Origin of the sequence: Arcanobacterium hippocoleae, from assembly GCF_040360365.1 — a bacterium.
Lineage (GTDB): Bacteria > Actinomycetota > Actinomycetes > Actinomycetales > Actinomycetaceae > Arcanobacterium_A > Arcanobacterium_A hippocoleae_A.
The window spans coordinates 70802-85540 of the sequence record NZ_CP136412.1 but is presented as its reverse complement, the minus strand read 5'-3'; the positions used below and the strand labels follow the sequence as shown (position 1 = coordinate 85540).

Annotated in this window: 15 protein-coding genes and 2 pseudogenes; 4 read left to right on the top strand and 13 right to left on the bottom strand. The window is 48.1% G+C overall.

Translation table 11 applies throughout. From position 1 onward, the window contains the following. Positions 1-57 precede the first annotated feature (57 nt). The 4 genes from RQN30_RS00495 to RQN30_RS00480 form a co-directional block, all read right to left on the bottom strand. Positions 58-297 carry a hypothetical protein gene (locus tag RQN30_RS00495; RefSeq protein WP_353060806.1) on the bottom strand — a complete coding sequence of 80 codons (240 nt, stop codon included), beginning with the start codon at positions 295-297 and terminating at the stop codon, positions 58-60. A 20-nt stretch (positions 298-317) separates the two neighbouring features. After that, on the bottom strand, positions 318-788 hold the full coding sequence (locus RQN30_RS00490; RefSeq protein WP_353060805.1) for a DUF3710 domain-containing protein: 471 nt from the start codon (positions 786-788) through the stop codon (positions 318-320). Beyond that, positions 764-1021: a hypothetical protein gene (locus RQN30_RS00485; protein ID WP_353060804.1), complete on the bottom strand. Its 258-nt coding sequence runs from the start codon at positions 1019-1021 to the stop codon at positions 764-766. Before RQN30_RS00485 ends, RQN30_RS00490 begins: the two co-directional genes overlap by 25 nt. A 286-nt stretch (positions 1022-1307) precedes the next feature. Continuing rightward, positions 1308-1607: a DUF4193 domain-containing protein gene (locus RQN30_RS00480; protein ID WP_353060803.1), complete on the bottom strand. Its 300-nt coding sequence runs from the start codon at positions 1605-1607 to the stop codon at positions 1308-1310. 408 nt (positions 1608-2015) lie between these two features. On the opposite strand from RQN30_RS00480, the gene sepH reads away from it, so the two are divergent. Next, complete coding sequence (sepH, locus tag RQN30_RS00475) at positions 2016-3197, top strand: septation protein SepH (protein WP_353060802.1); 1182 nt, start codon at positions 2016-2018, stop codon at positions 3195-3197. Between the two features lie 47 nt (positions 3198-3244). Here the strand turns inward: sepH and RQN30_RS00470 are convergent, their stop codons facing one another. From RQN30_RS00470 to RQN30_RS00455, 4 genes are all read right to left on the bottom strand, one after another. After that, positions 3245-3403 carry a hypothetical protein gene (locus RQN30_RS00470; protein ID WP_353060801.1) on the bottom strand — a complete coding sequence of 53 codons (159 nt, stop codon included), beginning with the start codon at positions 3401-3403 and terminating at the stop codon, positions 3245-3247. An 8-nt stretch (positions 3404-3411) separates the two neighbouring features. Further along, positions 3412-3855: a thymidine kinase gene (locus tag RQN30_RS00465; RefSeq protein ID WP_353060800.1), complete on the bottom strand. Its 444-nt coding sequence runs from the start codon at positions 3853-3855 to the stop codon at positions 3412-3414. Between the two features lie 250 nt (positions 3856-4105). Beyond that, the gene (locus tag RQN30_RS00460) at positions 4106-4867 is read right to left on the bottom strand and encodes an alkaline phosphatase family protein (RefSeq protein ID WP_353060799.1); all 762 of its coding nucleotides are present in this window, start codon (positions 4865-4867) and stop codon (positions 4106-4108) included. Beyond that, entirely contained in the window at positions 4855-5109 is a 255-nt protein-coding gene (locus RQN30_RS00455) for a hypothetical protein (RefSeq protein WP_353060798.1), read from the bottom strand. Before RQN30_RS00455 ends, RQN30_RS00460 begins: the two co-directional genes overlap by 13 nt. Positions 5110-5297: 188 nt before the next feature. Between RQN30_RS00455 and RQN30_RS00450 the strand changes: the two genes are divergently transcribed. From RQN30_RS00450 to RQN30_RS00440, 3 genes and pseudogenes are all read left to right on the top strand, one after another. Continuing rightward, the gene (locus RQN30_RS00450; protein ID WP_353060797.1) at positions 5298-5714 is read left to right on the top strand and encodes a DNA gyrase subunit A; all 417 of its coding nucleotides are present in this window, start codon (positions 5298-5300) and stop codon (positions 5712-5714) included. Beyond that, positions 5711-6666, top strand: a pseudogene (locus tag RQN30_RS00445) (DNA gyrase subunit A); the annotation flags it as partial. The gene RQN30_RS00450 and the pseudogene RQN30_RS00445, both read left to right, overlap by 4 nt. 57 nt (positions 6667-6723) lie before the next feature. After that, positions 6724-7785, top strand: coding sequence for a DNA gyrase C-terminal beta-propeller domain-containing protein (locus tag RQN30_RS00440; protein ID WP_353061721.1), 1062 nt, complete (start codon positions 6724-6726; stop codon positions 7783-7785). Positions 7786-7831: 46 nt separating this feature from the next. On the opposite strand, the gene RQN30_RS00435 is transcribed toward RQN30_RS00440, so the two are convergent. From RQN30_RS00435 to RQN30_RS00405, 5 genes and pseudogenes are all read right to left on the bottom strand, one after another. Beyond that, a complete protein-coding gene (locus tag RQN30_RS00435) occupies positions 7832-8866 on the bottom strand; it encodes a GNAT family N-acetyltransferase (protein ID WP_353060796.1) in 1035 nt (344 codons plus the stop codon). Between the two features lie 62 nt (positions 8867-8928). Continuing rightward, positions 8929-10623: an ABC transporter family substrate-binding protein gene (locus tag RQN30_RS00430; RefSeq protein ID WP_353060795.1), complete on the bottom strand. Its 1695-nt coding sequence runs from the start codon at positions 10621-10623 to the stop codon at positions 8929-8931. A 41-nt stretch (positions 10624-10664) separates the two neighbouring features. After that, positions 10665-12723: pseudogene (locus RQN30_RS12420) on the bottom strand (dipeptide ABC transporter ATP-binding protein). Further along, positions 12720-13712, bottom strand: a complete 993-nt coding sequence (locus RQN30_RS00410; RefSeq protein ID WP_353060793.1) for an ABC transporter permease — start codon at positions 13710-13712, stop codon at positions 12720-12722. The pseudogene RQN30_RS12420 and the gene RQN30_RS00410 overlap by 4 nt, the downstream one beginning before the upstream one ends. A 4-nt stretch (positions 13713-13716) precedes the next feature. After that, on the bottom strand, positions 13717-14700 hold the full coding sequence (locus RQN30_RS00405; RefSeq protein ID WP_353060792.1) for an ABC transporter permease: 984 nt from the start codon (positions 14698-14700) through the stop codon (positions 13717-13719). Between the last annotated feature and the right edge of the window lie 39 nt (positions 14701-14739).

Genomic DNA, 14739 nt, shown 5'->3' with positions numbered 1-14739 from the left:
TTTCTGTGTTCAGGACAAAGCTCATATCATCTTAAATAAGCCGTATAGTCTATTTGGTTAACTAAGAATCTCGTATCTTGGATTATAGAGTATCCGGGTATCCCCGCGGCGGACGCAGTTGCCGTAAACATGCAGCCGCTGCCCGATATCTATTGCCCGCAGATTCGTCCGGGACTGAAAAATCAGCAGTAACGGACCTGCCGCAAAATCAAGGACGACACGCACAGCCGGATTCGTGACTTTCCCCGGATAAGAAATTGCGCTAACAATCCCGGTTCCATCAATCCATCGATTCAAAAGGATTCACCAAAACATTCTTAAAGTTTCCCCAATTTCGGGAGCGTAAGCGGCAGCAGGGACCGCGGAACCAGCGGAACGCTTCCGCGATTAACAACGACGTTTTGTAAAATCTGCAGCAAAGGTTCAGCAGCTTTGCTATCAGCTCCGGCACGTCCATAGAGCGTTGCCCGAAGCAGCCACCGCGGTCCATCAACTCCGAGAAAACGGTGCGGAGCAAAATTTTTGCTGTCTGGAAGCGGCATCATTGCTGAAAGCTCCTTGCCGAATCGGCCAGTCATTTCTTGCGATGATCCGCCTTGCTGCGCAATCGAAGTACGCATATCGAGCCGGACTTCATCCCAGATTCCATACGATTTCGGAGCAGCGAACGGCTGTAATTGCAAAGCTGAATCACCGAGCACGTACACCACGCCAAGAATATTTTGCTGCGAATCTGTGGAAAACTGCAATTTTGCTTCGGGAATTACGGGCAGCCACAATGCGCCCACGTCGATACGGGAACCAATTCCATCAAGCTCGCCGGCATCAAACGGACCGTTAGTCCGGTCAAAAAATCCGCTTCGGCAGTATTATCAGTATTTTCCGTATCTGCCGGATGAACTGCGGCGGAGCCGTCGTTATTCTTCTTTGCGGCAGATTCCGAAAAATCTTCCGCAATGGCTTCGGTTTCAAACCGATCTTCAATTTCATGAAGCTTTTTCTTCCGAGAAAAGAAACCCACCAGGCCTCCAAATGATAAAACCACTAACGTTTCAAGTCTAGCAAGCGAAAGCAAGCAGAGCGAGCCTTGCCGGTCTGCTGAAAAATCAGATTCGTGTATCGAAAAATAAATAAACTCATATTCCTTGTTCGAAGATTGCAGAATATCAGTTCAGGTACAGATACATAATCGTCTCAGAAAATTTAATCTGCCAGACCGCTGCACCAGCCGCCGATAGCTGATGCAGCTATTTAATTCGCCGATTTAATTCGCGTTAATTCGTCTTAATTCGCCGAAATCAACTTTTTTATGAAGCACATTCCGAACATACCGGAAGCCCATTTTCTTCATAGGCAAGCTGCGAGCGGTGATGGACAAGGAAACATTGGGAACAGGTAAATTCGTCGTCCTGCGCTGGAATGACTGCTACTGAAAGTTCAATATTAGAAAGATCTGCACCTGGAAGCTCAAAACCATCAGCGGCTTCTGCTTCATCAACATCAACAGAATTTGACTGGTTATCAGAGCGGCGCGAGGCAAGTTCTTCGAGCGAATCTGTTTTAAGCTCCTCATCTTGCTTGCGTGGAGCATCGTAATCGGTGGCCATGAGCTGCCTTTCAGGAATTTTGTGACATTATCGTTTCAAGTATTACCGTACTGTTTCGAATAGCGAGTCGCGCCTTTGGTTTGAAAAATGACTACTCGGCAAATAATCATTCCGTAAATCCGCAGCAGCGGACACTCTGCGAAACATCTCGATATATTACTTTTCGAAGTCTTTGTATCAAAGCTTGGTGAGTTTTGCAAGAGGAAAATGCACTTCTTCCGAAAATAATTTAAATTATGTAGTCTGCATTAAGTGTTGCTGCTAAACTACAGTGTAATTTCAGCTAAAATTTAAAGACGAAACTAGTTGCATTGCCGCTGTGCTAATTCTGGTTCGATTTTGATTAGAGTGAATGCAGGCAGCTATTTTCAACAGATATTTTCAGTATTTCCGTCGTGGAGGATTTTAATGATTGAGCTTGAGTTTCTAGGCTTAGACGCAACCGGTGAGAAACTTACTTTCAACGATGCCGACGGAAACCGTTACGAAACCGTAATCAGCGCCGAACTGCGGGGAGCATTGCGGAAAGATTTAAATCCGGTAAATCATCACTCCGAAACAAACACTGCTCCGAAAGCTGCGTCGCCGAAAGAAATTCAAGCATATTTCCGATCCGGAATGACTATTTCCCAAGTGTCAGAAATCTGCAGTCTTCCTCCGCTGCAGCTTTCGAAATTAGCTTCGCCGATTCTTTCCGAACGCAACTTTATTGCAAACCAAGCCCGCAGCTATCAAAAAAATCAAGACTCTGCTGAAATGAGAATCGATGAGCTTGTTGTCTCCCGGCTGCTCAGCCGCGGAGTAAACACCGATACAATCAAGTGGGACGCAGTACGGGAAGCCGGCGCCCCGTGGATTCTTATCGCACGTTATATTGTTGCAGATAAGGCTGCTGAGGCTCGCTGGCAAGTCAATTCAAAAGCGCATTTCATCACTCCGTTAAATGATGAAGCCACATGGCTTACAGATACTCCGCTTCCCACGCCGAACGATCCGTGGCGTCCTTTGAATACACCCAAAACAGCAGATTTCTCCCAGGCACGCAATCAAAACAACCGTGCAGCTGCCGGCACCGGATCATCGGATTTTGCGGCGGCGCAGAAGATACCGGAAAAAGTATCGGTACCAGCAAAAACTGAAAATACAGGTACTGAAAAGACCGCAATAGATATTGATGCGGTCCTGGTCTCTTTGGATGAACAGAGAGGAATTTCACAGCCAACTCCGAGTTTAGATGAACTGCCGGAATTTCAAGGCGCTCATCCGGCATACTCCGAACCGGAAAATGCGCAGGATGCGCAAATTCTCAAATTCCCAGATAAACAAGCTGTTGTACCCGGCGAAAAAGTTAATGCCGAAAACGTTATTGATTTGCCGGCCAAAGGTGAAAAATCGGAAGATACAGCTGCAGAAAAAACTGAAACCGCAGCTGCTTTCGAAACTCTTCCCGGTCTTGATAATAGTGAGAAAACACACGAGAAATCAGCACATAATTCCGGTGAAAAAACAAAAGGAAAATCTCGCCGCGGCAGGCCGGAAATGCCCTCATGGGACGAGATTATTTACGGATATTCAAAGGAACGCGAATAATCTTCACACTGCGGGAACGTGAAGATTATTCCGCATAATCTAGAAGATTATTCCGCATGATCTAAAAGTGTCGGCTGTGAAAGTGCATCAGCTTTTGCGGAAATAGCTGTCATTCCCTGCATATGATGCTTCCGGCACAGAACCTCATAAGCAACTGCTCCGGTGTTGGTATCCCCGACGACCACCTGCGCACCTTCACGCACCATCAACCCATCTACTGTCCGCGCATTATGGTTGCACGCGCCCCGCACCAGCAGAGCGCTTCCACTTGCAAACGTTCCACCCGGTCAGCAAGCTCCAGCATTCGTCCTGAACCAGGAAAAAGACGTGTTAAAAAGTCGGTCGTAATCCCAAAACCGTAAACATTAATCCGTACCTCATCCACAATTCGTGCAAGTTGATCTACCTGTTCACGGCGATAAAACTGCACTTCGTCGCAAATCACGTAGTCAACCCTCCCCGCAAGACGAAAATCATTAATTACTTTCCAAAAATTAGTCTGTGCAGTCACTTCATATGCGGCAGTAACCAATCCCAGCCGAGAAGATAATTTTCCTTCCCCAGCCCGATCATTCATTGTGAAAATGATTCCTTTCAGCCCGCGCTGCTGATAGTTATATGCAGTCTGCAATGCCAGAGTAGATTTCCCGCAATCCATTGTTCCCGAATAAAAACCAGCTCAGCCATTTAGCAAACCTCCGTAATCAAAGGAATATACATCTCTTGTGCTGTCAACGAACCATGCACCCCAATCAAATTAATTGCACTCGCCGAATGCACCCTCGAGTCTACAAAACCAACACCTGTTTTTGAAAAGGCAATAACATCGCCGAGCACACTCTCCGTAAATTTACTGACTGAACCAAACAGACCGCTTTTAATCAATTCGTTTTTCGTCAGTACCCAGGCTAAATCTGCCAGCTCTTCACGCCAGCGCGCAGCGAGAGCTGCCGGCTCTTGCGTATAAATCTGAAAGGCGCGTTCTTCCCCGCCACCTGTTCTACTCCTGCCCGCAGCTGCGGATTTAACGCGATATCAATTTTCTCTGCAGCATCTATCATTCCGTGATCAGCAGTCAAAACAACCAATGTTCCTTTCGGCAGATTCCTTAAGAACACCCCAAATTCGCGATCAAAATTTTCAAGTTCGTCAATCCAGCGCTCAGACTGCCAACCGTGTTTATGCCCGACTTTATCAAGTTCTCCCCAGTAAACGTAAACTGCTTTTATCCCCGTGCGGAGCAATTGCGCCGCACGCCCAAAACGCTGATCAAGCCGCTGCGCAGAATAAGCGGGGGCACTTCGAAGCGCGGCAAGGCTCAGTCCAGACCCAATATAATCACTAGGCTGAATAACTCCGGTAAGTGCAAGATCGTCTTTTCCTAAACGCTCAAAAAGAGTTGGTTTGCTCTGCCATTCCGGAGCTTGATATCCTGACCCATCCCATTTAATCAAACTGAACGTCTGCCCGGTACGCGGAGAGCGCAGCGAATATCCTGCCATCGCATTTTCTCCAGGCAGCATCCCGGTACCAAGCGCAGAAATCCCCGCTGCCGTCGTAGACGGCGCAACCGTTGTAATCTGAGCTTCAAGGTTCAGCGTCCGCAGATTCGGCACATGCCCGCGGCGCTGTAATAACTGCAGACTTCCCAGACCATCTACAAGCACCACACAGACTCGATCTGCTTCCGGAAAACCCAGCAGCTGCTGCGCGCTGCTGGCAGGATTAAAAAACTTTCAGCAACTTCGGCAGATTTTTCTGTATTTTGCAAAGAATTTTCAGCAGAAAAATTATTTCCCGAATCGTTGTCAAGCAAGATTCCCACAGCTCCCAGCGCTCCCAGCATTACCTGCGAAAGATTCTTTTCAGTTGGAAGTACCGCCCCTTGCAAGCAGCTGGCACGATCAAACATCTGCTTTGTCTCCTTATGAAAAATTCTCATTATCTGCACAATCTTTGTTCCTGGCCCGTTCCATTTTTCCACGCCGGCACAGTTATTACCGAACTAATACAAAAATATCCGGCAGCCGTCGCCAATATCACGGCAGATATCGGGGCGCCGAAATTAGCGAAATGCAGATTATCCAAGATAATTAAAGAATGGCAAAGAGTAAAGACACAGCAGCAGTTCATGAAAATATTATCGATATCGACGTATCCGAAGAAATGCGCAAATCATTTCTGGAATACTCCTACTCTGTAATCTATGCCCGCGCTTTGCCTGACGCACGCGATGGTTTGAAACCCGTGCAGCGGCGAATTCTTTTCCAGATGGATCAAATGGGATTGCGTCCGGAAAAAGGTCATGTAAAATCTTCACGGGTAATCGGTGATGTGATGGGCCGGCTCCACCCGCATGGAGACACCGCAATTTATGACGCAATGGTGCGTCTTGCCCAGGATTTTACATTGCGGCTCCCGCTGGTAGATGGTCACGGTAATTTCGGTTCACTTGACGACGGCCCGGCAGCTCCCCGGTATACTGAAGTCCGGATGGCACCCCGGCACTGGCAATGACAGCTTCGCTAAATGAAAATGTTGTCGATATGGTGCCGAATTACGACAACACGTTAATGCAGCCGGAGGTGCTTCCAGCTGCAATTCCAAACTTGCTGGTAAATGGCTCTGCCGGAATCGCCGTCGGAATGGCAACAAATATGCCGCCGCATAATCTTGGGGAAGTGATTGCCGGTGCCCGCCATCTTTTATTTCACCCGGAAGCTGCACTCGATGAGATTATGCGCTTCATTCCCGGTCCAGACTTACCTGAGGGCGGAAAAATCGTTGGACTTACCGGCATTAAACAGGCTTACGAAACTGGACGCGGTATCTTTAAAACCCGCGCTACAGCTCATATCGAGAATGTTACCGCACGGAAGAAAGGAATCGTTTTTACTGAACTTCCCTATCTGACCGGGCCGGAAAAAATCATCGAGAAAATTAAAGACGGCGTGCAATCAAAAAAGCTCCAGGGAATCTCCGGAGTACAAAATCTTACCGACCGGCATCATGGAATGCGGCTGGTGGTTGAAGTAAAAACGCTTTCAACCCGGAAGCTGTGCTTGCGTCGCTTTATAAACATACGCCGCTTGAAGAATCGTTTGGAATCAATAATGTTGCACTTGTTGCCGGGCAGCCGCGCACACTCGGATTATTACAATTACTGCAGGTATATATTGATCACCGGCTGAGCGTCACCCGCCGGCGCTGCCAATTCCGGCTGCAGAAAGCCCAGGACCGCCTGCATCTTGTGGAAGGTCTGCTGATTGCAATCCTTGATATTGACGAAGTAATTCAGCTGATTCGTTCTGCCGCAGATTCAGCTGAGGCAGCGCAGCGGCTGATAAGCGTATTTGATTTAAGTCCGGCCCAGGCAGAATATATTCTTGAATTGCGGCTCCGGCGCCTGACAAAGTTTTCGCAGATTGAACTGGAAACCGAACGCGAGGAGCTGCGTGCCAAAATTGAAAATCTCGAGAAAATTTTGAGTTCGGAAGCAGAACTTAAGTCGCTTGTTGCACAGGAAATGCAAGACATTGCAAACGATTTCGCCACACCGCGGCGCACTATGCTTCTCGAATCCGACGGAATTGCAAATTCTGCAGCTGCGGATAATGAACTGCAGTTAAAGATTGCCGATGATCCGTGCAAAGTACTCTTCTCCGCTTCCGGGCTGATTGCCCGAATCGTCGGCACAAACGCGATTTCTGCTGCCGGGCCGCGCGTGCAGCATGACGCAATTAAAACTGTTATCGAAACATCAAATCTTGCAACTATCGGCGTGCTCACCGCAGACGGATACATCCATCATTTACGTGTATTGGACATTCCGGCGATTCCGGCTACCGAGAATGCCCCCAGCCTTACTGCCGGAAGTGCTTTAAGCGATATTTTAATGCTTGAAAAATCTGCAAAAATTATTAACATTATTGCACTGCCCGGTCCGCAGGGTGAAAATACTGCTGCTGAAAGCGAAAACAGCCCCGAATTTCTCCCGGAAATTACACCGTTAGCTATCGCGACAAAGCAGGGAAAGATTAAGCGCGTAGTTCCCGATTATCCTGCCCGCGCACCGTTTGAAGTAATTAAGCTTTCTGCCGGTGACGAAATCATCGGTGCAGCGAATGCGGCCGACGACTCACAGATTGTGTTAATTACCTCTGATGCGCAGCTGCTGCGCTTCGATGCCGCTGCGGTGCGCCCGCAAGGCCGTACCGGTCAGGGTATTGCCGGGATTCGGCTCAATGAAGCCGCAAATGTAATTGCTTTTGCTGCTGTGCCGGCAAATGATTTAGCGGCGCAATTTGTAGTAACAATCGCAAATTCTGCCGCTGCTATTCCCGGTACACAGCCCGGATCAGTGAAAGTAAGCCCGCTTGACCGATTCCCAGCGAAAGGGCGGGCAACCGGCGGAGTCCGTGCGCAGCGTTTTCTCCGCGGTGAAGATCAGCTGAGCATAGCGTGGGTCGGGCAAGGAATACCGCGTGCAGTTTCTGCAAGCGGTGCCCCCATTGATTTACCTGATATTGACGAGCGCCGCGACGCCTCGGGAACACAAGCTGCCGGAATCATTGCAGCTATCGGATAGTTTTCCAGTTAAGCCGGAAAACACACCTGTAGAAACAGCTACAGATTTACGGCAACTGGACTTTTGTACTTACGACGACAGTCTTTGAAACCCGGCGGAAACCGGCAGCGCGAATCTTCTGGTTAATTTCTTTTTCGCTTCCGTCGGGTTTTTGAATCAAATCCACGCCGGCAATTTGAATCCCGTCTGTAAAAAACTTCTGTAAGGCGTAATCAATTAATGCTTCTTCAAGGCCGCGGCGATACCATTTCGGGAATACGGCGAGTTCTTCAATATATCCCTCTTCATCAGCCTGATTTGCTCCGCTGGTAGTAAAACGCGAACAAAGGATATATCCGGCAAGTTCCGGCCTGTCACCAAAAGTATCAACTGCCACAAAACACCATTGCGGCACGTACCCCAAAGCAGCAAAGTCGATATCTGATTCCTGCACATTTTCATATTTCTGATCAGGATTAACTGCCTGCAAATGTGATGCATATACTGGCAGATAATACTCTGCTGAAAGCGGTTTAATCTGGAGATATTTTCCGATATCGTTTTGCGGAAAATCCGGATTGATTATTTTCTGTGCCTGCACAAAACTATACTCGTGTACAAACTTTGTCGAGCGCACTAAATCTGCCAAATCATGCTGCCGCTCATCAATATACATTTTTACAGTATATTCAGATAGGTTAATCTCCTGCGCCAAAACTCCTGCCAAATCAACTTGCCGTTCGAGCAGTTCACTGCCGAGTCCCTGGCGGCGCCAATCTGGATGCACCCCTCCGGAAATCGTAATCACAGATTCACCTGAAAGATAATCTGCGCGTACAAAACCAAAAGCAATCAGCGCATTTGAATCCAAACAGCGCGCTCCCTGCGCTTTCCACGGCAAAGATTCTCCGAAGTAAGACTCAACTTCCTGCCGGGCAGTGCGGATTGGCGCCGAATCTGCACGTTCCACAGTGGCAATGAGTGCAAATACTTCTCCGATATTATCTGGGGTAAGCTCTTCCCAACACCACTGCTGATTATTCATAACTCCCATCATAATATAGAAAAGTGAATGGACGGGAATTGCTCCCCGCCCATTCACTCTATTTTCAGCTGCTGCTGTTTTGCCTTTTCAGCTGCAATCTATTATCGCAGCATGAAATTTTACTTCACCCAGCCAATGTGTTCGATTGGAATCTTTGCAAATCCCTGTGAATAGCTGCTGTAGTTTGCCAGACCTTTCTTCACTGCAGTCATAGCCGGACCGTTATAAATCGGCATGATACCGTAGGTCTTGAATGCTTCTACTTCAAGTTCATGCGCTCTCTTGGTTTGCTTCTCAGGATCCGCAATCTTCTTCATTTCCGCAATCTTCTTATCGAATTCTTTGCTGCCGGTACCTGAAAGGTTCAAACCAGAATCAGAAGCATAAATTTGATCAAAGTATGCCACGCCAAATGGATCGGTGGAATTGAATCCCATCATAAACAAATCGAATTCTTTCTTCGTGTAAACTTGGGAGAATTCGCTCGACGGCCGTTCGCTAATCTGCAAATCTACGCCAATCTGCTTCAGCATTTGCTGATATGCCTTTGCGAGCGACTTGGTGCGCTCAGAATCACCAGTGACAGTATAAATCAAGGAAAGCTTCTTGCCGTCCTTTTCGCGGATTCCATCAGATCCTTCTTTCCAGCCAGCTTCTGTAAGCAGTTTCTTTGAAGCTGCAGCGTCAAACTTTACCGCTTTCGAGAAGTTATCTTCATATCCAGGCTGCGAGGCAAAAAGGGTGAAAGAACCAGGAAGTTCTTCGGTGTAAGGAAGACCGTCAAACACAATCTTTGCAAGCTGCGAGCGGTCAATGCCTTCCATAATTGCCTGCCGGACCTTGATATCCTTCAGGTTTTCCGACTCAGAGTTCAGCATCAGAAGATAATTTCCGGGCATCATTGAGCTGAAAATTTCAATGCCTTCCATATCTTTCACTGCACTGTAGGTTTGCTTAGAAGATGCGCCTACAGAGTCAATTTCGCCGTTCTTGAAAGCGTTAATTGCTGCCTGGGTTTCCATATAGCGATAGGTGATTGTATCAAGCTTCGGCTTATCGCCCCACCACTTGTCATTTGGTTCAAAAGAGGCAACGCCCTGGTTGAAATCAACAGACTTTACTGTGTACGGGCCGGCACCCCATTCTGGATGGAACTGCTTTAAATATCCGTTGGAGTAAACATCTGCATCTACCAGGTGCGGATTCGCCCAATTGTTAAACAGACCCTGCCACCACGAGTAGATTCCGTCGAAAGTTACGACTGCCTGATCTGCATTTTTGCCCTGTTCAACGGACTTGATCTGATCGTATCCATCAGTGCCGGAAGCCGGGTATTTCTCCGGCTCCTTGCCGTTATTGATGGTCCAGGTATCACGGAATACGGTCCAGTCAATATCGGTGCCGTCGTTCCACTTGGCCTTTTCGTTAATATCGAAAGTAACGACGGTGTTGCCGTCCTTTTCTTCCGCTTTCGCGCTGGTTACGTATGCTGGATTCGGATAATATTCACCATTATCTTTAAACAGTGCAACTTGCGGATTGTACATATACCAAAGATCAGTAGTGTACTTCGTACCGTCCTGATGGTAAGGGTTACCCTGCGGGCTGAGTTCGTTAATTGCAAGGGTGAGTGTGCCGCCGTCCTTAAGATCCTTGTAATCTGCCTTAAGGTAATCTGCACCCTTAACTTCAACCTGCTCTCCTGACTCTTTGCCAGAACCGGCAGATGATTCATTCTTTGCTCCGCCGCATGCGCTGAGCAGCATCAAAGATGCCGTTCCCAGAGCGACGAATGCTTTTGCTGATTTTCGCATTCTCTTCTCCTTTGTTGTTGTGAATTTCTAACAGTATAGCTTTAGCGATAATGACATGCATACGCATGATCATGATTTGGACGAATTTGCAAAAGCGGAGTTTCAGTATCACACTTTGCTTTTCCATCTGCACTAAGTGATTGGTAGAGCGGGCAGCGCATGCGGAACCTGCACCCCGGCTCATTTGAAGTCGGTGAAGGCAAATCACCCTGCAAAGTGATCCGCTCCCGAGTTTTTTCCACTTTTGGATCTGGGATTGGAATTGCTGAAAGCAGAGCTTGCGTGTACGGATGCACTGGATCATCAAAATTGCATCTGTGTCGCCCAACTCCACAAACTTTCCAAGGTACATCACAGCAGCACGGTCAGAAATGTGCCGAATCACCGAAAGATCATGTGCCACGAAAAGATAAGAAATCCCGAGTGTATTCTTCAGTTCATCCAAAAGGTTAATCATGCCCGCCTGAATTGAAACATCAAGAGCCGAAACCGGTTCGTCAAGCACGATTACTTTCGGGTTTGTTGCCAACGCCCGCGCCAACCCGATACGCTGCCGCTGCCCGCCGGAAAATGCTCCTGGGAACCGATCAATATGCTTCGGATCAAGCCCAACCAATGACATCAGTTCCTGCACCCGCTCACGCAGTCCGGTTTTCTGCCCGAACGCAGTCAGCGGCTCCTGAATAATTTCTTTTACCGTCAGCCGCGGATCAAGCGCCCCCATCGGATCTTGGAACACCATCTGAATATCTTTGCGCATCGCACGGCGCTCAGCGCGCTTCAAAGTAGAAACATTTTCACCGTTAAGTACCACTACCCCGTCAGTGATATGTGCTCCTAAATCCATAATTTCGAGCAAAGTAGTGGACTTACCGCAGCCGGATTCACCGACGATTGCCAGGCATTCGCCTTCTTTTAAGTCGAATGAAACATCGTTCACGGCATAGACGCTGCCAACGCGCCGTTTCAGCAGCGCTCCCTTAATCAGCGGGAAAGTCTTTACCAGATTGCGCACTTCCAGCACGGTGCCGCGTTCCTGGCGCGGAATATCCTTGAATTTATCTTCCGAAAGAGTTGGAATTGGGAAAATCGCATTTCCGCCGATTTTCCCGTCGGAAATTTCTTTTGCACGGATACATGCAGACCAATGCGCCGCATCTTTCTCATATTCAGAAACCACTTCCAGCATCGGCGGTTCACTCACTCGGCATGCCGCAGCGGCAGCCGGACAGCGTGAAATAAACGGACATTCATCCGGTAAATCAATTACAATCGGCGGATTTCCTTCAATCGGCACCAACGCTTCATGCTCACGCTGGGTTATTTTGGGAATTGAACCGAGCAAACCGACCGAATATGGATGCCGTGGAGCATAAAAAGCTCATTGATCGGGGCGTGCTCCACTGGTTTTCCGGCGTACATCACCAGCACGTCATCAGCGGTACCAGCTACTACCCCCATATCATGTGTAATCATAATTACTGCCGCACCGGTTTCCCGCTGGGCAGTCTTAATCACATCAAGAATCTGCGCCTGAATCGTTACATCAAGAGCCGTAGTCGGCTCATCGCAAATCAGGACTTTCGGATTATTTGCGATTGCAATTGCAATCACTACACGCTGGCGCATACCGCCGGAAAATTCATGCGGGAAAGATTTTACACGCTCTTTCGCATTTGGAATTCCCACCATATCCAGCAGTTCAACTGCACGTTCCCACGCAGCTTCGTTCGACATTTTATTATGCAGCTGAAGCGCTTCAACAATTTGTGTTCCGACATCAAATACGGGAGTTAAAGCAGATAAGGGATCCTGGAAAATCATGCCGATATCGGAACCGCGGTGCTTTGCCATCTGCGGGTCAGTTAAACCAACAAGTTCTTTCCCGGCAAATTTCACCGAGCCATTCACCGAAGCATACTCCGGCAGCAAGCCCATAATCGCCAACGATGTTACGGATTTACCGGAACCGGATTCGCCAACAATACCGAGGGTCTTTCCAGGTTCAAGATCGAAAGAAACACCGCGGACAGCGTCCACGCGGCCGGCTTCAGAAGGAAAAGATACTTGTAAATTGCGTACAGAAAGAATTGGTTTCATGCTCGGCCTCCAGCCGCAGAGTTCGGATCTAAAGCGTCACGCAGACCATCAGAAATCAGTGCCATCGACACTGTTAAAAGCGTGAGAATACCTGCTGGGAATAAGAAAAGCCACGGCTGGGATTCGAGAGAATTCACACCCGAGCTAAGCAGTGTCCCGAGAGAAACATCGGGAATTTTTACACCCAAACCAAGGAAAGACAAACCAGTTTCACTCATCACCGTCGACACCACGCCAAGAGCCAGATTAATCACGAGCAGCGAACCAATATTCGGAATCATATGCCGCATCACAATAGTGAATCCGCGAACTCCCATAAAACGCGCTGCAGTCACATATTCGCGTTCACGCACCGAAATCGCAAGCGACCAAATCACACGTGCCTGATACATCCAGCCAAAAGCAATCAGCGCAATAATCAAAATCTTCCAATCGCCGCCATAGGAGGAAACTGCAAGCGCCAGAATCAAGAACGACGGAATCACAAGTAAAAAGTGGATTACGGTAAGAATTACTTTCTCAACATTTCCTCCGGCAAAAGCCGCTACGCAGCCGACTATCGCGGAAATAATCACAGTTGCCACCGAAACAGAAACCGCAATTATGATTGAGCGGCCTAGCCCATGCATTGACATTGCAAACAAATCGCCGCCGTCGCCGTTAGTACCAAACCAGTGCGTCGCGTTCGGCGGCTCTGAAAGTGCGGCAAAATCAAGGAAATCATACGTATACCGGGCAATAATCGGACCAATGATTGCCGCAATTACGAGAAAAATAAAAACTATTAATCCTGCAACCGCAGCTTTATTCCGAAAAAACCGCTTGCGGTACAAGGTTAATTTCGACATTTCCCGTTCTGCTTGCGGGTCATTTTCTTCACGCAGCTCAACGTGATTTGGAAGCGAATATGCTTGCGGGGATTGGGTCTCGCTTGACGAATTTGCGTTAATATCCGACGTAGTCGTGCGGCTCTCGAAATTATTGGACATATCTTTAGCTCACTCTCACTCGCGGATCAAGGTAAACGACTAAGAAATCAGCAAGCACTGCGCCGATTGCGGTAGTTAATGCGCCAAAAGCGGCAACCGCAACTACACCGTTAATGTCGTTGCCATTCAAAGTCTTAATAAAATACTCTCCCATCCCATGCCAGTTGAAAATGGTTTCGGTAAGCACTGCGCCGGTAAAAATGCCGGGAATGGAGAATGCCACCGATGTGGCTACCGGAATAATCGAGGTCCGTAATGCGTGGCGGCGAATCGCCTGCGTTCGCGTTAAACCTTTTGCCCGCGCAGTGCGGACATAATCAGCTTCAATATTATCGAGCAAAAGTGAACGCTGCATGAAGTAGTAACTCGCAAAAGACGTAGTAACCAAGGCAATCGTCGGCAAAGTCAGATGCTGCACAAAATCAATTAAACTCGGGAAAAATCCTTCAACATCAAGCGAAGCAGCTCCGGTTACATAGAGCAGACGAACACCGGCAGTTCGGTTTATCCATAATGCAAGCAGCACCACGAGCATCCCGGCAACAACAATATGCAGATTCAACGCAAAAATTGCTGCACCTTGAATTACCCGATCCCAACCCGAGTACTGCCGCCCTGCAGCGAACACACCAAGAAGTACTCCGATTATAACCGCAATCACAGTTGCGCCGAGGAGCAGCTGCGCAGAAACCCAAATTCGATACGAGATTTCTTCACCCACCGGAGTTCCCAGCGGAGCATATCCCCAATCCCAGCGGGTAACAATCCCTGAAATCCAGCGCCACCAACGAATGAAAATATTTTCTTCCGGATTCAGGTTTAACGGCTGCAGTGTGGCGAGAATCTGATCCCGCGGAAGCGGCGGCCGTCGGCCAACATAAATTGAAGTTGGATCGAGGAAAAAGTTAGCTAGAAAGTACGTAATATTAGTGGCAAGAAAAATCGTCACAAACCACGTTAGTACTTTCCTTAAAAGGTATCGAACCATTGGTTCTCCTTGGATACTAAATTTAGTTCAGAAAAACTA